Source organism: Streptomyces sp. NPDC087859 (assembly GCF_044742595.1).
Taxonomy (GTDB): Bacteria; Actinomycetota; Actinomycetes; order Streptomycetales; family Streptomycetaceae; genus Streptomyces; species Streptomyces canus_F.
In genome coordinates this window covers 336,539-355,771 of the sequence record NZ_JBIUUU010000008.1, presented here as the reverse complement: position 1 = coordinate 355,771, position 19,233 = coordinate 336,539, and the positions used below count along the sequence as shown (strand labels likewise).

The following is a 19,233-nucleotide window of genomic DNA, read 5'->3' as shown; positions in this document are numbered from 1 at the left end:
CCACCGAGCCGACCGACAGGAGAGCCATGCAGGTCAAGGCGCCCGACCGAGCGCCGGTCGATCACTGGGTGCGGCCACCACGTCCGGCCCGCCGACCCCGTACAGCCAAGTCCCTGTGGCGCTCCCGCACGGTCCAGGGACTCGGATACGCGGCTCCCACGGCCGTGTTCGTCGCCGTCTTCTTCGTGTGGCCCCTGCTCCTGGTCGGCCGGATGTCCCTGAACGACTGGCCGCTCCTCGCGGGCGACCAGGGCGGCAACGCCCCCGAGAACTACACCGACATCACCGACAGCCCCCTGTTCTGGCCCGCCGTCCGCTTCACCCTCCTCTACACCGTGATCGTCACGGTCGTCCTCCTCGGACTCGCGCTCCTGCTGGCCCTGCTGGTCCAGGAGTCCCGCCCCGGCGCGGGCTTCTTCCGCACCGTCTACTTCCTGCCCGGCGCCCTCGGACTGGCCTCCGCCTCCCTGCTGTTCTGGGGCCTGTACAGCCCCACCACCGGACCGATCAGCAGCACCCTCGAAGACCTGGGCCTGGTCGACGAACCGGTGTCCTTCCTCGGCACCCCGACCAACGCCCTGCTGTCGACGGTGTTCCTGGTGGTCTGGAAGTTCGCCGGGTTCTACATGCTGATCCTGCTCGTGGGTCTGCAACGCATCCCCCACGAGCTGTACGAGGCGGCCCGCATGGACGGCGCGAGCCGCGGCCAGGTCTTCCGCCGCATCACCCTGCCGCTGCTGCGCCCGTCGCTCGCCCTGTCCCTCCTCCTCTGTGTCACCGGATCACTGCTCGCCTTCGACCAGTTCTTCGTCCTCACCAAGGGCGGACCGGACAACAGCACCGTCACCATCGTGCAGTTGATCTACCGCGAGGCGTTCCAGCGGCTCGACCTCGGCACCGCGGCGGCCCTGTCGATCATCGTGCTGGGAGCACTGGTGCTCCTCAACGTCCTGCAGTTCCGCGGCCTGCACCGCTCCGACGAGTCATAGGAAGGGGGCCCGCCATGCTCAACCGAGCCCAGGTCCTCGGCCGGACGCCTTACTACGTCGTCGCCGGAGGACTGGCCGTCATCTTCCTGTTCCCCCTGGTGTGGAACGGCTGGGCCTCGGTCAGTGAACAGCCGGGCACCGCACAGGACTCCGGCTACGGCTTCGGCAACTACCGCACCCTGCTCGACCACGACGCCGGCCTGTGGCGGTACCTCCTCAACAGCACCCTCGTCTCGGCGCTCACCGTGACCCTGACCCTCGGGGTGTCCCTGCTCGGCGGCTACGCCTTCGCCCGCTTCCGGTTCCCGGGCAAGAACCTGCTGTTCCTGCTGACCCTGGCCATCCTCATGGTCCCGTACGCCACGCTCCTCATCCCGCTCTACGTGCTGCTCGGCAGACTTCATCTGCAGAACTCGCTGATCGGGCTGAGCCTGGTACTGGCCATGTTCCAGCTGCCGTTCGCCACCTTCATGATGCGGATCTCCTTCGAGGCGGTACCCCGCGAACTGGAGGAGTCGGCCCTCGTCGACGGCTGCGGCACGGCGGGCGCACTGCGCCGGATCCTGCTCCCGGCGGTGCGGCCGGGGCTGATCACCGTGGGACTCTTCGCCTTCCTCGCCGCCTGGAACGACTTCATCGCACCCCTGATCCTCATCTCCGACAGCGAGAAGGCGCCCCTGCCGCTGGCCGTGGCCACTCTGCGGCAGCAGAGCATGGGCGCGGTCGACTACGGCGCCACCGAGGCGGGGGTCGTGGTCCTCGCCGTGCCGTGTCTCCTCGTGTTCCTGCTGCTGCAACGCCACTACGTGCGGGGCTTCATGTCGGGCGCCCTCAAGGGCTGAGTCCGGCGTCCTCAAGGGCTGAAAGGACGAAACGAAGGCATGAACAAGGAGCAGTCCACTGTCCTGCCCGTGGCACCCACCCGGGGACGGTTACGCCCGCTCGGCCTCGACGAGGTCAGGATCACCGGTGGTTTCTGGGCCGGACGCCGGCATGTCAACGCGACGGCCAGCCTCGACCACTGCCGTGACTGGATGGAACGCGCCGGCTGGACCGGCAACTTCCGTGCCGCGGTCGAGGGCCGCCTTCCACGCGACCGGCGTGGGAGGGAGTTCGCCGACTCGGACGTCTACAAGCTCCTGGAGGCCATGTCCTGGGAGACCGGCTACGACGTCGACCCCGCCCTCAGCGAGGCCGTCGCCGCCGCCCAGGAACCGGACGGCTATCTCAACACCGCCTACGGCCGCCCCGGTCAGCAGCCCCGCTACAGCGACCTCGCATGGGGCCACGAGCTGTACTGCTACGGGCACTTGATCCAGGCGGGCGTGGCCCAGGCCCGGGCGCGCGGCGAGGGCGAGCTGACGAAGACCGCCCGCCGCGCCGCCGACCATGTGTGCGCCCTCTTCGGTGCCAGAGGCAACCAGGGTGTCTGCGGGCATCCGGAGATCGAGACGGCCCTGGTCGAACTGGCCCGGCTCACCGGCGAGCAGCGCTACCTCGACCAGGCCGCGCTGTTCATCGACCGCAGGGGCCAAAGCACCCTCGGTGACGGCGAGTTCGGCCGTGCCTACCATCAGGACGACCTGCCCGTGCGGAAGGCGACCGTCCTGCGCGGCCACGCCGTCCGCGCCCTCTACCTCGCCGCCGGCGCCGTCGACGTGGCCGTGGAGACCGGGGACGAGGACCTGCTCGCCGCCGTCGTACGGCAGTGGGAGACCGCGGTCGCCCGGCGTACCTATCTCACCGGCGGTATGGGCTCGCACCACCGCGACGAGTCCTTCGGCGACGACTTCGTCCTGCCACCCGACCGCGCCTACTCCGAGACCTGCGCCGGCGTCGCCTCCGTCATGCTCAGCTGGCGCCTCCTCCTCGCCACCGGCGAACCCCGCTTCGCCGACCTGGCCGAGCGGACCCTGTTCAACGTGGTCGCGACCTCCCCGGCCGAGGACGGCCGGTCCTTCTTCTACTCCAACACCCTGCACCGGCGCCGCCGCGGCACCGTGCCCGCGGCCGACGTCCAGATCCCGCGCGCCGAGTCGAGCCTGCGCGCACCCTGGTTCGCGGTGTCCTGCTGCCCGCCCAACGTGGCACGGACCCTGGCCCAGCTGCCCGGATACCTGGCGACGACCGACGACCACGGCCTCCAGCTCCACCAGTACGCCGACGCCGAGATCACCACGGGCGGCATCGCGCTGCGGATCCGTACCGACTACCCCTCCGACGGACGCGTGACCGTTCACGTCGTCCGGTCGCCCGACCGCCCGTGGACCCTGTCGCTGCGTGTCCCCGCCTGGGCGGAGGGCGCCACGGCATGGCTCGCCGACCCGGACGGGGGCCGCCGTGCGGTCGCCCCGGGCACGGCCGAGGTCACCCGCGTCTTCCGGCCCGGCGACGAGACCGTCCTCGAACTGCCCGTACGGCCCCGCTGGCTCGGGGCCGACCCGCGCGTCGACGCGATACGCGGCACCGCGGCCGTCCAGCGCGGACCGCTGGTGTACTGCGCCGAGTCCGTGGACCTGCCGCCCGGCCACGAGGTCGACGCGGTGCGCGTGGATCCGTCCGCCCGGCCGGAGGGGAGGGCGGACGGATCCGTCGTGGTCGCGGGCGAGATCAGCGCCCCGGGGGACCGGCCGTGGCCGTACCCGCCGTTCGACGCCCCGCCGACGGCCGGCGACCGCGCGGGCATCGTCCTGGTCCCCTACCACTCCTGGGCGAACCGGGGGCCCTCGACGATGCGCGTGTGGCTGCCGACCGTGGACTCAGCGCCGTAGGAGCGTGAGGCGGTACGTCGTCGTCCGTGACCTGTCCTCGCTGGTCACGGTGACCACGGCGCGCCCGTGGCTCCGCTCGACGTCGACCGTCGCGTAGGGGTCGCGGGCCGTCGCCGTGACCACCGCGTGGTGCGGGTCGGCGGTCCGGACCCGGTAGTCGGTCGTGCCGGGGGCGAAGTCCGCGACCGGCACACCGGCCACCTCGATCGACGCGGCGGCCGCGTCCGAGGAGACGCCGGGAGCCTTGGCGTACACCTCGACCTCGCTCATCGTGATGTAGCCGCCGGACCGGGCGGTCATCACGAGCCGCACCCCGGTCGCCGGGCCCGCCTCGACCGGCACGTCGACCACGGGCGTGCCCTCGGTCCCGACCGTGATCTCCTCGCTCGCGTCGGCCCAGGCGCCGTCCGCCGCGCGGCGCACCTGCGCCTTGAGGCTCGCGGGGAAGGAGACGTTGCTCCCGTCCCGGTAGAAGTGCGCCACGACACGGTCGAGGTCACGTGCCGTCGGGAGGGTGAAGGCGATCGTGTCGGACGGGTTCTTGGTGCCGGACCGCCAGTTGGACCAGCCCTTGTCGGAGGTGTCGCCGTTGCGCAGGCGCTCGGCGGAGTAGCCGCTCTCGGTGTACGTGGCCGCGACCGAGACGCCGGCGTCCGAGGCGATGTCGCTCTGCGTCGGCTCGGTGACCTGCACGCGCACCGACGCGTCGACCGTGCTGCCGTCCACCACCCGTGCGGCACCCCGCAGGGTCACCACTCCGGGCTCGGCGAACGCGCCCTCGGGGGCCGCGTCCCAGGTCACCGGAAGGTCGGTGCGGCCGCCGTGCGCGCCGACACCGACGACCGTGTCCGGCAGGCCGGGACTTCCGCCGACGTAGGTCTTGGCGCGGCCGGGCACCGTCGAGGCGATGGTGTCGACGGTGACGACCGCCTTGGCGCGGATCTCCCGACCGAGCGGATCGGTCGCCGTGCCCCTGACCCGTACCGTGCCCGGATCGGCCCACGCGTCGTCCGACGGCGGGTCCCAGACGACCGGCAGCGCGCCACGGGCGCCGTCCCGGTAGACCGGCGTCACCGTCTCCGGAAGCGCCGGTGTCCGACCCGGCACGGTGAACACCTCGGCCTTCTCGGTGCGCAGTACGGTCTCGTCGCTGACCGTCCAGCGCTGGTTCGCCGCCGAGGTCGGGGTGTACGTCGACACCTTGGCGCCGTCCGCCGACGACTGCCCGGCGACATCCAGCAGCCGGCCGGTGGCGGCGTTGACGAACGTCCACGTGTCGTCGCCGGTCGACGACAGGATCCACTGCGCGGCATCGCTGTCCGACGGATCCTCCAGAACGGCCTGGTTCTCGCGTACGGCGAGCTGCTTGCCGCTGGTGGCACTGGTGAGGGCGTAGCGCTCGCGATGGTCGGTGCCGGGCGTCAACTGGCTTACCGACCACAGCTGTTGGGCGCTGCTCGCGTCGTTCGTGCGGATGACGACACCGGTGCCGTCGTCCGACGGGGCGAGAGACTTGCCGCTCTGTGCGCCCTTGAGCCGGTAGGCGTGGCCGGGCTGGACGAGCGCGGCGTCCTTCGCGACGCCGCTGACGCCCTTGACGAGGAAGCTGGTCACCGACTTCGCGGGGACGGTGAGGGTGGCCGACCGGTCGGTGACGCGGACCGGGGCGCCCTGGACGAGGGCGCCGTCCGTGCTGGTCACCACGGGGGTGACGGTGGCGCCTGGGGTGACCTTGCCGAAGCGGGACAGGTCGAGGGTCACGGAACGGGCGGTCGTGCCGCCGTTGACGTGCACCACGGTCGCGGAGCGGCCGGACTTGCCGACGGCGGCGACGCTGGAGGTGTCGTCGACCTTCACGAAGCGGTCGCCGGGGCGGATGTAGTGGGTGAAGTTCCGGATGGTGTGGAACTTCGAGTTGGCCCGGATCGGGCAGCTCTCCAGGGTGTCCTCGGCCGTGCAGTTGAACGGGACGTGGATGCTGCCCCAGTTCTTGCCGGCGGCGGCCTGCGGGACGGAGTCCTCGACGGGCTGCCAGAACACCCAGGCGGAGGGCTCCAGTTCACGCATGTCGTCGACCATGCGGGTGGCGATGCCGAGGCCCGGCTCCATGCTGGTGAAGTCGGTGCCGGTGCCCCAGGTGCCCTCGACCTCGCTCATCCACAGCTTCTTGTCGGCGCCCTTGGCGATGTCGCGGGCGCTGGTGCGCTGGCCGGTGCCGTAGGTGTGCACGTTGAGCTGGTCGACGGCGGCCCGGGCCTCGGCGGTGTAGGCGTTCCAGTTCGTCGTGAAGATACCGGGGTTGGTCTCGTCCATCGCGGAGACCTCGGCCTTGGTCGTCGCTCCCTCGAGGGCCTTGTCGAGGGCGAGGATCGCCTTCTGCTGGAGGGCGGGCCCGGCGTGCGCGCCTTCCTGCCGGCCGCCCGTGGGCTGCCCGTTGGCGCCCAACTGGGTACCCCAGTAAGAGGTGTTGGGTTCGTTGAGCGGGTCGATGGTGTCGAAGGTGATGCCGTGTTCCTTCTCCATCTCCTCGCTGACGCGGACGAGGTAGGCGGCGAAGTCGTCGACGCGGTCGGCGCGGATCTGGTCGGCGCCGGCGTCGAAGCCGCCGGAGACGTATCCGCTGACCGTCTGGAACCACGGCGGCGAGTTGCTGAACGCCTCCCACTTGGTGACCTTGTCCTTCACCTGGTCCACCCACCACCGCTGGTTCGCGTCGGCGTTCCAGTCCCAGTGGTCCGCGTTGTCCGGGTCCCACCAGTCCATATCCTTCTGGGTGGTGCCCTCGGGCGCCTTCCAGAAGCCCTCCATGGTCGCGCCGGCCTTCATGTAGTCCTTGCGGACGTCAGGGGCGTTGCCGCCACCGATGTTGTAGCGCGCGATGTTGAGGGCCAGTCCGTCCTCGCCGAAGAGCATGTCGACGAGCTGTCTTCGGATCGGCTCCGGATAGCCGCCGGTGGCGTTGGCGAACCAGACGAGACTCGTCCCCCAGCCCTCGAACTCCTGCTGCTGGTACGACGGATCGACCCGTACCGTCACCGAGCTGAGGGGTGCTGTCTCCGCGGGGGTGGCGGGGGCGGCGGTGACGAGTCCTGCGGCGAGCGTGAGGGGGATGGCCGGCGTCAAGACCCGGACGATGCGGCGTCGGCTGGACACGGAGCTCCCTTCCGGAGCGCGGAGCGGCACAAGCGCGAAGAGGAACAGAATCAACCAGAAGCGATCAGGCTCAAGGCATGCTCATCGACGAAAATGAACACGTCAAGACATCGCGCACGCCGGGCGCTCATCAGGTCAAGCGTCCCGGACTATTGACTCGTAACTCGCCAGTAGCCATTCTCGTCGAACAGATTGCGCCGGTCATGACAAACTCATGGGGCGCCGACCGAGGGGCGTGGTATCGACCATGACTCGATGTTCGTATCGCAGACGCAAAGACGTGACCGTCGTGTCGCTGCTCCTCTTCGTCCTGGCCATCGCCCTCGGCCCGACGCCGAGTTCGGCGGCCGCGAGCGACTGGTGGAACCCGAGCGCGCGTCCCTCGCCGGACTCCCAGGTCAACGTCACCGGCGAGCCGTTCACCGGCACCAACTCCGCAGGTGAGGTACGCGGGTTCGTCGACGCGCACAACCACCTGTTCTCCAACGAGGCCTTCGGCGGCCGGCTGATCTGCGGCAAGGTGTTCTCCACCGCGGGCATCGCCGACGCGCTCAAGGACTGCCCCGAGCACTACCCGGACGGCACCCTCGCGATCTTCGACTACATCACCCACGGCGGCGACGGCAAGCACGACCCGGTCGGCTGGCCGAGCTTCAAGGACTGGCCGGCGTACGACTCGATGACCCATCAGGCCAACTACTACGCCTGGATCGAGCGCGCCTGGCGCGGCGGGCAGCGGGTGCTGGTCAACGACCTCGTCACCAACGGCGTGATCTGCTCCGTCTACCCGTTCAAGGACCGCAGTTGTGACGAGATGACCTCGATCAGACTGCAGGCCAAGCTGACCTACCAGCTCCAGGACTACGTCGACGCGATGTACGGCGGCGCGGGCAAGGGCTGGTTCCGGATCGTCACCGACACCGCGCAGGCCCGCAAGGTCATCCAGCAGGGCAAACTCGCCGTGATCCTGGGCGTCGAGACCTCCGAGCCGTTCGGCTGCAAGCAGATCCTCGACATCGCGCAGTGCAGCAAGGCGGACATCGACAAGGGGCTCGACGAGCTCTACGACCTCGGTGTGCGCAGCATGTTCCTGTGCCACAAGCTCGACAACGCCCTGTGCGGCGTCCGCTTCGACGAGGGCGGCCTCGGAACGGCCATCAACGTGGGCCAGTTCCTGTCGACCGGCACCTTCTGGAAGACCGAGAAGTGCACGGGCCCCCAGCACGACAACCCCATCGGAACGGCCGCGTCCGACGCGGAGGCGGACCTGCCGGCGGGCACCGAAGTACCGGAGTACGACGAAAACGCCCAGTGCAACGTCCGCGGGCTCACCGACCTCGGTGAGTACGCCGTCCAGGGCATGATGAAACGCAAGATGATGCTCGAGATCGACCACATGAGCGTCAAGGCGACCGGCCAGGTCCTCGACATGTTCGAGGCCGCGTCCTACCCGGGAGTGCTCTCCTCGCACAGCTGGATGGACCTCAACTGGACCGAGCGGGTCTACTCCCTCGGCGGTTTCGTCGCCCAGTACATGCACGGCTCCGAGGGCTTCAGCACCGAGGCGAAGCGGACCGACGCGCTGCGTGCCAAGTACAACGTCGGCTACGGCTACGGCACCGACTTCAACGGCATCGGCGACCACCCCGCCCCGCGCGGCGCCGACGCCACGAACAAGGTGACGTACCCCTTCAAGAGCGTCGACGGCGGCTCCGTCATCGACAAGCAGACCGTCGGCTCGCGCACCTTCGACTTCAACACGGACGGCGGCGCCAACGTCGGCCTGATCCCTGACTGGATCGAGGACATCCGGCACGTCGGCGGCCAGGACGTCGTCGACGACCTGTTCCGCGGTGCCGAGTCCTACCTCGACACCTGGGGCGCCTCCGAGCAGCACCAGGCCGGCGTCAACCTGGCCAAGGGCCGTACCGCGACCGCGAGTTCGTCCGAGTCCAACCCGTTCACCAGCTACCAGCCGGGGCGGGCCGTGGACGGCGACGGCGACAGCCGCTGGGCCAGTGACTGGAGCGACGACCAGTGGTGGCAGGTCGACCTCGGCTCCACCAACCTGGTCTCGCGGGTGACGCTCGACTGGGAGCGCGCGTACGGGAAGTCGTATCGCATCGAACTCTCCACGGACGGCGCCAACTGGCAGACCGCCTGGTCCACCACCTCCGGCGACGGCGGCCTGGACACGGCCAGGTTCACCGGCACACCGGCCCGTTATGTTCGTGTCCACGGCCTCGACCGCGGCACCGACTGGGGATACTCGCTCCACGAGGTCGGCGTGAACAGCGCCTGACGAGCACGGGGGAGCCGCACATGGCACGGATGCCGTCGACCGAACGGCGTCGGCAGCTGACGGAAGCGGCGATCAGGGCGATGGCCCGGGACGGCGTGGCCAAGACCACGACCCGGTCCATCGCCGCCGAGGCGGGCGTCTCCCTGAGCGTCTTCCACTACTGCTTCGATTCCAAGCAGGAACTGATCGAGTCCGTCATCACCACCATCACCGACCACTACGTGATCATCGTGAAGGAGGCGCTCAAGCCCCGGGAGACCCTCGAGGAGACCGTCCGGGCCGGTTTCCAGGCGTACTGGGACCATGTGCGCGCTCACCCCGACGAGCACATGCTGACCTACGAACTCACCCAGTACGCCCTGCGCGAGCCGGGGTTCGAGCAGCTGGCGCGGCGGCAGTACGAACTGTACGGCGAGCTCTACACCGAGCTCATCGAGCAGCTGAGCCAGGACATCGACTTCCGGCTCCGGGTGCCCGTCTCCGCGTTGGCCCGCTATCTGGCCGCCATGACCGACGGGCTCACCCTCAACTACCTGGTACTCGGCGACGAGGGGGCCTGGACCGACATCCTCGACACCGTCACCGCCCACATCGCGGGGCTGGTGACGGCCGAGGGCTAGGCCGTGAGCGGGTTGGACCTCGCGGCGGCCAGCAGGTACCAGGCGGTGGCGCCGGTGTGCAGGTACGGGTAGTAACCGAACCCGAAACCGGTGTCGAGCGGGCTGCTCGCCGACACTACCCCGGACCTGGCGGCCACGGCCTTGCCGCCGAAGGTCTGGCCCGCGCCCAGCAGGTCCTGGGCCCGTTCGATGGAGGCGATCAGGCGCCGGGCGCGCTTCTCGTCCCCGGTGCCCTGGCGGTGGCGCAGGGCGAGCGCCAGATGGGCGGTGCCCTCGAACCACACTCCGTTGCGGTCCGGCCTGGGCTGGCCTTCGGCGATCGGGGCGTCCTCGTTCGCCAGCAGGCTCGCCGAGCTGAAGGTGACGCCCTCGTACGACTGGCCCGCGGGGACCGTGCTGTTGGGGCGCTCGGGCGTGTCCAGAACGGCCAGTTCGGTGGCGGCCCAGTCCAACGAGCGGCCGTACACGGGGGAGTTCAGTGCGAGGTGGGTCCAGGTCTGGGTGTCCTCGGGGATCGGCGACTTGTTGATCGTCACGCCGTCGTTGGTGCCGGTGTAGAAGAAGCCCCCGTCCGGCTCCCACATCTTCCTGACGAACGCCCCGGCGACCGCGCGCCGTTCCCGCCACACCCGGTCCCCGGTGAGCCGGGCGAGCCGGCCGAACAGGCCGATCAGGTCGGTGTTGTGCTCGGTCGAGGTGAACGGCAGCTTCTTGTTCGCCCCGTCGACCCCGAACTTGAAACCGCCGAGCGGTTCGTCGGTGCGCCCCGTGCGGTCGATCCACTCGCCGATCCGCACGGCGCCGGCGAGGAAGCGGCGTTCCCCGGTCCGGCGGGCCAGCGCGGCGAGGGCGATGCCGGCCCAGGCCATGTCGCCCACGGCGGTACCGGTGAAGCCGAACTGCCAACCCACGTTGGCCTTTCCGTCCGCCCGCACGAACCCGTCGGGCTGGGGGGTGCCGTCGTAGAAGGTGTACGGGCCCACGTTGTAGGCCTGACGGAGCCGGCCGTCGTCGTGGTTGGGATCGTTGGCCTGGGCGTAGAGAAGAGCGTCGCCGAGTGTCGCCGCGCGGGATCTGCCGGCCGCGGTGTCGCAGGCCAGGTTCGCCAGGATCGCGAGGGCGTTGTCGTAGGTGAACGCCGTGCTGAACAGGCCGGCCTGGTCGGTGTAGCTCTGGGCGAGGCGGATCGTCCCGTGGTCCGGGTAGGCGTCCATGGCGGCGGCGAGGAAGGCCTGGGCCCGGCTCCGGGCGGAGACCGGGGCCCGGTCCGCCGCGCGGGCGGTGCCCGAACCGGCGGCGAGGAGGACCGTGGCACCGAGTCCGGTTCCGATGAGTGCGCGGCGACTGAACGCGGGGCGGCCTTGGCTGCCGGTCATGGGTCTCCTCGAATCGAAGGGGCGGGCGCGCTTGAGAGCGCTCTCAGGAGTGCGCGCTCATTCTGCTGTCGCCTCAGGTCCGGGTCAACGGCTGGGAGGGGTGGAGCAGTTGGGGAGTCAGCTCCGGGGACCGTCGCCGGACGGTGACCACGCCGGCACGCAGAAACTCGGCAACGTACTGCAGGACTTGGTGGCCCGGTTCTACCAGCCACGGCTGGAATGCGGGACCCATGACGAGGGCATTGGATACTTCCACAGCCTCGGGCGGGCGCAGAGCAGGGTCTTCCTGGGCAACGCCCGCGGCGACGACTTGCTCGCCCAGCGGCTACACGCTCCAGGAGCCCACCGGCCGCTGAAAGGGGTGCTCCATGACGACGATCGCGGTGACCGGGCACATCGACCTCACGGCGGAGACCTCCGTCCTGGTGCGCGCGGTCCTGGACGAACTCCTGAGGCGGCACGCCGGCGACGGAGAGCTGGTCGGGGTCTCCTGTCTCGCCAGGGGCGCCGACTGTCTGTTCGCGGAGGCCGTGCTCGCCGCCGGCGGACGGCTGGCCGTCGTCATCCCCTCCCGGGACTACCGCCGCGCCCGGGTGCGGCCCGACCACGCCCCCGTGTTCGACCGCCTGGTCGAGGCCGCCGAGGACGTGGTCGTCCTGCCGATCGAGACGGCCGGCCGACAGGCCTACGAGGCGGCGAACAGCGTTCTCGTCGAACGCGCCGACCGGCTCGTGGCCGTATGGGACGGCACCCCGCCCACCGGCAGAGGCGGCGGCACCGCCGACACGGTGCTCGAGGCCCGGGCGGCGGGCGTCCCCGTCGACGTGGTGTGGCCCGACGGGGCCGCCCGCACCCGCCGGGAGCGCCGCGAGGGCGCCGCCGACGGGGGTGCCGGGATCAGACCGCCGTCGCCGGGAAGGTCGGGTACTCCACCCCGGAGACGTGCTGGACGACCCGGATGACCTGGCAGGAGTAGCCGAACTCGTTGTCGTACCAGAGGTAGAGGATCGCGTTGTCGCCGTCGACCTTGGTGGCGCCGGCGTCGACGATCGAGGCGTGGCGCGAGCCGACGAAGTCCATGGAGACGGCGTCGGGGGCCGTGGTGAAGTCGATCTGGCGCTTCAGCGGCGAGTTCAGGGAGACGTCCCGGAGGTACTCGAGGACTTCCTCGCGGTTGGTCTCACGGCCCAGGCGCAGGCTGAGGATCGCGATCGACACGTCCGGCACGGGCACCCGGATCGAGCTGCCGCTGATCGGTGCCTTCAGGTCGGGCAGCGCCTTGGCGACGGCCGAGGCGGCACCCGTCTCGGTGATGACCATGTTGAGCGGCGCCGAGCGGCCGCGACGGTCGGCCTTGTGGTAGTTGTCCAGCAGGTTCTGGTCGTTGGTGAACGAGTGCACCGTCTCCACGTGGCCGCGCAGCACACCGAACTCGTCGTTCATGGCCTTCAGCGGCGGCACGATCGCGTTGGTGGTGCAGGAGGCGCAGGACAGGATCTGCTCGTCCGGCTTCACGCTGTCGTGGTTGACGCCGTGCACGATGTTCGGGACGTCGCCCTTGCCGGGCGCGGTCAGGACGACCTTGTCGATGCCGGGGCGCAGGTGCTTGGACAGGCCCTCGCGGTCGCGCCACTTGCCGGTGTTGTCGATGAGGATGGCGTTCTTGATGCCGTGCGCGGTGTAGTCGACCTCGGACGGGTCGTTCGCGTAGATGACCTTGATCGCGTTGCCGTTGGCGGTGATCGTGTCGGTGGCCTCGTCGACGGTGATCGTGCCCTGGAACTGGCCGTGGATCGAGTCGCGGCGCAGCAGCGAGGCGCGCTTGACGAGGTCCTCGGAGGCCCGCCCGCCGCCGCCACGGACGACGATGGCGCGCAGCCGCAGTCCGTTGCCGGAGCCGGACTTCTCGATCAGCAGGCGGGCGACGAGCCGGCCGATGCGGCCGAAGCCGTACAGGACGACGTCACGGCCCTCGCCGCGCTCGATCTTGTTGGCACCGGTGGCACCGGCGACGGCCTCGGCGGTGAACGCCTCGACCGACAGACCGCGGTCGTCGGCGCGGTAGGTCGCGGCGAGCATGCCGATGTCGATCTGGGACGGGCCCAGGTCGAGGGTGGTGAGTGCCTGCAGGAAGGGCAGCGTCTCGACGACCGACAGCTCCTCGCCCGCGATCTGCCGGGCGAAGCGGTGGGTCTTGAGGATGCTGACCACCGACTTGTTCACCAGGGAGCGGCTGTGCAGCAGAACGGTGACGTCCCGCTCGCGGTGCAGCTTCCCGATGATCGGGATCATCGACTCCGCGATCTCCTCGCGAGTCTTCCAATTGGTGAACGAGTCCTCATTGACAGTCACAGATCTATCTCTCGATCGAGCTAGGTGGCGCTCATATGCTAACCCCATGGTCGTTTGACCCCTCGAACGGGGTCACGGGTCAGGAGTTGTGCAGCGCGCCGTCGGTGACCGGCAGGGGTGTTCCGGTGAGTTCGGGCCGGCACAGGACCAGGGTCAGATCGTCGGCGGGGGGCCGTCCGATGTGGGCGGTCAGCCGGGCGTGGAGGGCGTCGAGGGCCCGCTCGGGGAGCGGGTCGCGCAGGGTGCCGGCCGCTTCGTCGAGAAGGCGGAAGGGTGCGCCGTCGCGGTCGCGGGCCTCGGTGAGGCCGTCGGTGTAGAAGAGGATCCGGTCGCCGTCGTCCAGGCGGTGGCGGGACTGGGACGGCCTCGGACCCAGACCGAGCGGGGGCGCCGACTCACCTGGTTCCAGCAGTTCGAGCCCGGCCCCGACGCGCAGGGGGGCGGGGTGGCCGCAGTTGACGAGCCGGAGCTCGCCGGGCGCGAACTCGGCGAGCACGACGGTGACGAAGTCCTCTGGTCCGAGCTCGGGGGCGAGCCGCGCGTCCAGGTCGGCGGCGAGCCGGGGGAGACGCGGAGCGAGGGGGGCGAGGTCGCGGAAGGCGGCGAGGGTGGCCGCCGCGAGCCGCAGCGAGTCCAGGTCGTGGCCGCGGACGTCGCCGACCAGGAGACGCAGTCCGTACGGCGTCACGGCGACGTCGTACACATCGCCGCTGAGGTCGGACTCGCGGGTGGCGGAGTGGTAGCGGGTGCACACCAGGGTGCCGGCGAGGGTCGCGGAGACAGGACGGAGAAGGGCGTTCTGGGTAGCGCGGGCCACCTCCCGGGAGCGGTCCAGAGTCGTCCGCAGCACGGTGTGCCGCCGGGCGCCCTGTACGGCGAGTACGCAGCCCAGAAACAGTCCGAACCACTGTACGGAGAAGTCGGGAACGAGGAGATCGCCCGACGTCGCGCCGAGTAACAGACCGAGGAGCAGGGCGACGCCGCAGACCAGAGCGGTGGGGCGGGCGCCGAGCCGCGTACTGGCCAGGAACGGGCCGACGAGCAGTAGCGCGACGAGGTGGTCGACCGTGTCGAACAGCAGGCCCACCGCCGTGACCACCAGACACGCACCCAGCGACGGCAACAGTGACAAGGCTGTACGGCGGGACGGCGGCCGGCGTCCCACGGCGCGGGTGGTCGTCATGTGCGTCTCCCCATCAAGGCCTCGGGCCACGGACGTCGCCACTATTCCGCCCCCGCCGCCGGGCCCATGCGAAGTGATCGCAACACGCTCCAAAGTGAGCAGGAACTTATGTTTCCGTCCACGGTGACGTAGGCCTCCCGAGCCGGCATCGAGAAGACCGGGCCTCCCACGCGTATCTGCGGGCAAGGGGCCGCGTGCTCCGGGACCACGCCATCGATCCAAGGGACGGACCTCATGAACGCAAGCGCAGCCATCGGCGTCACCGGACTGGGCGTGATGGGCCGCAACCTGGCGCGGAACTTCGCCCGCCACGGGGTCGCCGTCGCCGTCCACAACCGGTCAGCGGGCCGCACTCGAGCGCTCGTCGAGGAGTTCGGCCACGAGGGCGCGTTCGTCCCGGCCGAGTCGCCCGAGGAGTTCGTCGCGGCCCTCGAACGCCCGCGCCGGCTGATCATCATGGTGCAGGCGGGCGCCGCCACCGACGCGGTCGTCGAGGAGTTCGCCCCGCTGCTGGAACCCGGCGACATGATCGTCGACGGCGGCAACGCCCACTTCGCCGACACCCGGCGTCGCGAGGCCGCCCTGCGCGCACGCGGCATCCACTTCGTCGGCACCGGCATCTCCGGCGGCGAGGAGGGCGCGCTGCACGGTCCGTCGATCATGGTGGGCGGGTCGGAGGAGTCGTACAGCCTGCTCGGCCCGCTGTTCGAGACCATCAGCGCCAAGGTCGACGGCGAGCCGTGCGCCGCCCATATCGGCACCGACGGCGCCGGGCACTTCGTGAAGATGGTCCACAACGGCATCGAGTACGCCGACATGCAGCTCATCGCCGAGGCGTACGACCTGCTGCGCCAGGTCGCCGGATACACCCCGGCCGAGATCGCGGGCGTCTTCCGCCGGTGGAACGAGGGCCGGCTCGGCTCCTACCTCATCGAGATCACCGCCGAGGTCCTGGCCCACACCGACCCGGCCACGGGCGCGCCGTTCGTCGACATCGTCGCCGACGCCGCCGGACAGAAGGGCACCGGCCGCTGGACCGTGCAGACCGCCCTCGACCTTGCCTCCCCGGTCACCGCCGTCGCCCAGGCCACCTTCGCCCGCGCCGCCTCCGGCCAGAGCGAACTGCGCGCCGCCTACCGGGGCCTGCCCGGCGGCACCACACCCCCGCTCAGCCGCACCGAGGCCGAGCGCTTCACCTCGCAGGTCGAGCAGGCGCTGTACGCCTCGAAGGTCGTCGCCTACGACCAGGGCTGGACGATGATCCAGGACGCGGCCGCCGAGTACGGCTGGAAGATCGACCTCGGCTCGGTCGCCCGGATCTGGCGCGGCGGCTGCATCATCCGCGCCTCCTTCCTCGACCGTATCCGCGCCGCCTACGCCGCCGACCAGGATCTGGTGAGCCTGCTCGGCGAGATGGAGTTCGCCATGGAGATCACCGACGCGCAGGTGCCGTGGCGCGAGACGGTGGCCTCCGCCGCCCGCCGCGGCATTCCCGTGCCCGCGATCTCCGCCGCCCTCGCCCACTACGACACCCTGCGCGCCGACCGTCTCCCCGCCGCGCTGCTCCAGGGCCAGCGCGACTACTTCGGCGCCCACACCTACCGGCGCACGGACCGGCCCGGCACCTTCCACACCCACTGGGCGGCGGCGGGGAGGCCGGAGACATCGGAGTGAGGCAGAGCCCCCGGCCGCATCCCGGCCGGGGGCTCATATGGCCGTGCCGGCACCCGTGCAGCGTTTGAAACTTCAAACGAAAGCCCGGTAAGGTGTGACCATGTCCGCGACGCCACGTTGGCTCAACGCCGAGGAACGACGGGCCTGGCTGGCCTACATCGACTTCTCCACGCTGCTCAACGACCATCTGAACCGCCAGCTGCGGCGTGACGCCGGCATGACGCACGCCGACTACAGCCTGCTGGCCCGCCTCTCGTCGGCGCCCGACCACGCCCTCGGCATGTCCGAGCTCGCCCAGCGCCTCAAGATCACCCGCAGCCGGCTCACCCATGCCGTGAACCGGCTGCGCGAGACCGGTCTCGTGGACCGGCGCGAGGATCCGGCGGACGGACGCGGGCAGCTCGCGGTGCTGACGGACGCGGGGCAGGCCCTGCTGGAGGAGATCGCGCCCGGCCATGTGGAGGCCGTGCGCCGGGCCGTCTTCGACGCGCTCACCCCCGAGCAGGTACGTCAGCTCGCGGAGATCGGGGAAGCGGTGAGCGACGCGCTGCACCGGGCGGAGGCCGCGGAGACCGACCCGACGGTCCTGCCCTGGCGTCGCCGGTAGGGGCTCAAGCCACGGGCCGCCCCGCCCACTTGCCCAGGAACCGACCGCGGGACGCACGCAACCTCACCCCCCTCCACGCCCTCCTATCAGGCACACAGGCCGTCCACAGAGGAGTGCGCGTTGGCAGAGCTGTCCCGCCGCAGATTCATGGTCTACACACTCGCCGCGTCCACCCTCACCGTCGCCGCCCCCCTCGGCTGCGACGCCTCGCAGGCGGAAGGAGTCACACCCGCGCGCTCCGACACCGTCGTGACCGGCACCGACGACGAGATGCTCGTCCTGGAGGTCACCCGCGAGAACAAGGTCGTCGTACGGCTGCCGCGCGTCGAGGTCGGCCAGGGTGTCACCACCGCGGTCGCCATGATGATCGCCGAGGAGCTCGACGCCCGCCTCGTCGACGTCGACATCCCGCTCGCCGACGCCCGCAGCCGGGGCAACCAGTTCACCGGCGGCTCCAGCTCGGTGAGTTCGCTCTACGGCCCCGCCCGCAACCTCGCCGCCACGGCACGCGCCCGCCTGATCACCGCGGCCGCCCAGCGCTGGCGCCTGCCCCCACGGGTGCTGCGAACCCGGGACACCATGGTCGTCGCCCCGGACGGACGCAAGGCCACCTTCGGATCACTGACCGAGACCGCCGCACGGATACGCCGACCGCGCGTGTCCAGCAAGCCCAAACCGGCATCCCGGCACCGGGTGATCGGGAAGCCGACGACCCGGATCGACGCACGGGACATCGTCACCGGCCGCGCCCGGTACACCGGGGACCTGACGGCCGCCGGGGCGAAGCCGACCGTGGTGGCCCGGCCGCCCACCCTCGGCGGGAAGATCGTCTCGGTCGACGACCGCGCGGCCCGTGCCCTGCCCGGAGTCCTCGACATCGTCAGAGTCGCCGGGGGAGTCGCCGTCGTCGCGGACTCCTTCCACCACGCCTTCAAGGCCCGGGACGCCCTGAAGATCACCTGGAAGGCGGGCCCGCTCGCGGGGGTGTCCGATACCCAGATCCGCTCCCGGCTCAAGGCCGCCGTCCCCGCGCTCGGCAGCCCGCCGCGCGGATCGACGCAGGTCGAGGCCCGGTTCGAGTTCGCGTTCGTCAGCCACGCCCCGATGGAGGTGCTGACCGCCGTCGCCGACGTACGGGCCCGCCGCGCCGAGATCTGGTTCTCCTCCCAGTCACCCATGGACGCGCGCGACAGCATCGCCCAGGCGGTCGGGCTGCCCGGGTCCGCCGTCAAGGTCCATGTGGTGCGAGGCGGGGGCTCGTTCGGACGCCGGCTGAACCACGACGCGGCGATCGAGGCAGCCCTCATCTCCAAGGCGGCGGGCCGCCCGGTGAAGCTGATGTGGAGCCGCGCCGACGACATCCGGCACGGCCGGATGCGCCCGGCCTCCCAGCACCGGATCCGGGTCAGCCACGCGCAGGGCAGAGTCGTGGCCTTCGCCCACGCGACGGCCTCGGTGAGCGAGTCGTACAGCGGGATCACCACCGCCTCCTTCCGCGCGGCCGCGCCCCTGCCCAGCGACAGTGGCCTCTACAACTTCGGAAAGCTGTCCGGGGATTCGGGCTCGGTCGAGCTGGCCGCGATACCCCTCGGCGCCTGGCGTTCCGTCGACTCCGGGACCGTGCGGACGGCCGAGGAGATCGTCGTCGACGAGATCGCCCGGGCCCTGGCCAAGGACCCCGTCGCCTTCCGTCGTACGACACTCAGGAGCAAGACCGTCAAGGCCGTGCTCGACAAGGTCGCGACCGCCGGACACTGGGGCCGCACCATGCCCGCGGGGCAGGCCCAGGGGGTGGCCGTCCACGAGGAGTACGGCTCCTGTGTGGCCTGCCTGGTCGAGATCGACGCCACCGATCCCGAGAACCCCCGGGTGACCAAGGTGGTCATGGCCGCCGACGTCGGCACGGCCGTCAACCCGCGCGGCCTGGAGGCCCAGCTCATGGGCACGGCGATCGACGGCATCTCCACGGTCCTGCGGGCCGGCCTCCACATCGACAAGGGCGCTGTCCGCGAGGACAGCTACGCCGACTTCCGCTACGCCCGTCAGCGGCACGCCCCGCTCCACTTCGAGGCGCACATCCTGCCCACGGGCGGGGAACCGGGCGGGGCGGGCGAACTCGGCGTCCCGGCGGCGGCCGGCGCCGTCGCGAACGCGTACGCCCGCGCGACCGGTACCAAGCCCCGCCGCTTTCCGATCGACTTCTGAG

At 70.7% G+C, this 19,233-nt stretch carries 13 protein-coding genes and 1 pseudogene; 10 read left to right on the top strand and 4 right to left on the bottom strand.

The window, feature by feature from the left end; genetic code table 11:
* Nucleotides 1-26: 26 nt before the first annotated feature.
* From ACIOHP_RS21775 to ACIOHP_RS21765, 3 genes are read left to right on the top strand one after another with little or no spacing between them, the layout of a single operon-like run.
* Nucleotides 27-989: a carbohydrate ABC transporter permease gene (locus tag ACIOHP_RS21775; RefSeq protein ID WP_401889786.1), complete on the top strand. Its 963-nt coding sequence runs from the start codon at nucleotides 27-29 to the stop codon at nucleotides 987-989.
* 14 nt (nucleotides 990-1,003) lie between these two features.
* Entirely contained in the window at nucleotides 1,004-1,831 is an 828-nt protein-coding gene (locus ACIOHP_RS21770; protein ID WP_401889783.1) for a carbohydrate ABC transporter permease, read from the top strand.
* 39 nt (nucleotides 1,832-1,870) lie between these two features.
* Complete coding sequence (locus tag ACIOHP_RS21765) at nucleotides 1,871-3,760, top strand: glycoside hydrolase family 127 protein (RefSeq protein ID WP_401889780.1); 1,890 nt, start codon at nucleotides 1,871-1,873, stop codon at nucleotides 3,758-3,760.
* On the opposite strand, the gene ACIOHP_RS21760 is transcribed toward ACIOHP_RS21765, so the two are convergent.
* Nucleotides 3,749-6,913 carry an RICIN domain-containing protein gene (locus ACIOHP_RS21760; protein ID WP_401889778.1) on the bottom strand — a complete coding sequence of 1,055 codons (3,165 nt, stop codon included), beginning with the start codon at nucleotides 6,911-6,913 and terminating at the stop codon, nucleotides 3,749-3,751. The genes ACIOHP_RS21765 and ACIOHP_RS21760 overlap by 12 nt on opposite strands.
* Before the next feature lie 77 nt (nucleotides 6,914-6,990).
* Here ACIOHP_RS21760 and ACIOHP_RS21755 point away from each other — a divergent pair, with 77 nt between their 5' ends.
* Genes ACIOHP_RS21755 through ACIOHP_RS21745 form a run of 3 tightly spaced genes read left to right on the top strand, consistent with a single transcriptional unit; the run spans nucleotide 6,991 to nucleotide 9,835 of the window.
* Complete coding sequence (locus tag ACIOHP_RS21755; RefSeq protein ID WP_361543967.1) at nucleotides 6,991-7,164, top strand: hypothetical protein; 174 nt, start codon at nucleotides 6,991-6,993, stop codon at nucleotides 7,162-7,164.
* Nucleotides 7,161-9,215, top strand: coding sequence for a discoidin domain-containing protein (locus tag ACIOHP_RS21750; RefSeq protein WP_401889775.1), 2,055 nt, complete (start codon nucleotides 7,161-7,163; stop codon nucleotides 9,213-9,215). Before ACIOHP_RS21755 ends, ACIOHP_RS21750 begins: the two co-directional genes overlap by 4 nt.
* A gap of 20 nt (nucleotides 9,216-9,235) precedes the next feature.
* The gene (locus tag ACIOHP_RS21745; RefSeq protein WP_401889773.1) at nucleotides 9,236-9,835 is read left to right on the top strand and encodes a TetR/AcrR family transcriptional regulator; all 600 of its coding nucleotides are present in this window, start codon (nucleotides 9,236-9,238) and stop codon (nucleotides 9,833-9,835) included.
* Here the strand turns inward: ACIOHP_RS21745 and ACIOHP_RS21740 are convergent.
* Nucleotides 9,832-11,211 carry a Tat pathway signal sequence domain protein gene (locus ACIOHP_RS21740; protein ID WP_401889770.1) on the bottom strand — a complete coding sequence of 460 codons (1,380 nt, stop codon included), beginning with the start codon at nucleotides 11,209-11,211 and terminating at the stop codon, nucleotides 9,832-9,834. The genes ACIOHP_RS21745 and ACIOHP_RS21740 overlap by 4 nt on opposite strands.
* A 368-nt stretch (nucleotides 11,212-11,579) precedes the next feature.
* Between ACIOHP_RS21740 and ACIOHP_RS21735 the strand changes: the two are divergent.
* Nucleotides 11,580-12,062 (top strand): annotated as a pseudogene (locus ACIOHP_RS21735) (hypothetical protein); the annotation flags it as partial.
* A gap of 46 nt (nucleotides 12,063-12,108) precedes the next feature.
* Here the strand turns inward: ACIOHP_RS21735 and ACIOHP_RS21730 are convergent.
* Both ACIOHP_RS21730 and ACIOHP_RS21725 read right to left on the bottom strand, forming a co-directional pair.
* Nucleotides 12,109-13,563: a glyceraldehyde-3-phosphate dehydrogenase gene (locus ACIOHP_RS21730; protein WP_361489229.1), complete on the bottom strand. Its 1,455-nt coding sequence runs from the start codon at nucleotides 13,561-13,563 to the stop codon at nucleotides 12,109-12,111.
* A gap of 79 nt (nucleotides 13,564-13,642) precedes the next feature.
* On the bottom strand, nucleotides 13,643-14,746 hold the full coding sequence (locus ACIOHP_RS21725) for a PP2C family protein-serine/threonine phosphatase (RefSeq protein ID WP_401889768.1): 1,104 nt from the start codon (nucleotides 14,744-14,746) through the stop codon (nucleotides 13,643-13,645).
* A gap of 234 nt (nucleotides 14,747-14,980) precedes the next feature.
* Here ACIOHP_RS21725 and gndA point away from each other — a divergent pair, with 234 nt between their 5' ends.
* From gndA to ACIOHP_RS21710, 3 genes are all read left to right on the top strand, one after another.
* Nucleotides 14,981-16,420 (top strand): NADP-dependent phosphogluconate dehydrogenase, encoded by a 1,440-nt coding sequence (gene gndA, locus ACIOHP_RS21720; RefSeq protein WP_401889766.1) that lies wholly within the window; start codon nucleotides 14,981-14,983, stop codon nucleotides 16,418-16,420.
* Nucleotides 16,421-16,520: 100 nt separating this feature from the next.
* Nucleotides 16,521-17,027, top strand: coding sequence for a MarR family transcriptional regulator (locus ACIOHP_RS21715; RefSeq protein ID WP_361543991.1), 507 nt, complete (start codon nucleotides 16,521-16,523; stop codon nucleotides 17,025-17,027).
* A 147-nt stretch (nucleotides 17,028-17,174) separates the two neighbouring features.
* Nucleotides 17,175-19,232, top strand: a complete 2,058-nt coding sequence (locus tag ACIOHP_RS21710; protein WP_401890060.1) for a molybdopterin cofactor-binding domain-containing protein — start codon at nucleotides 17,175-17,177, stop codon at nucleotides 19,230-19,232.
* The last annotated feature ends 1 nt before the right edge of the window (nucleotide 19,233 follow it).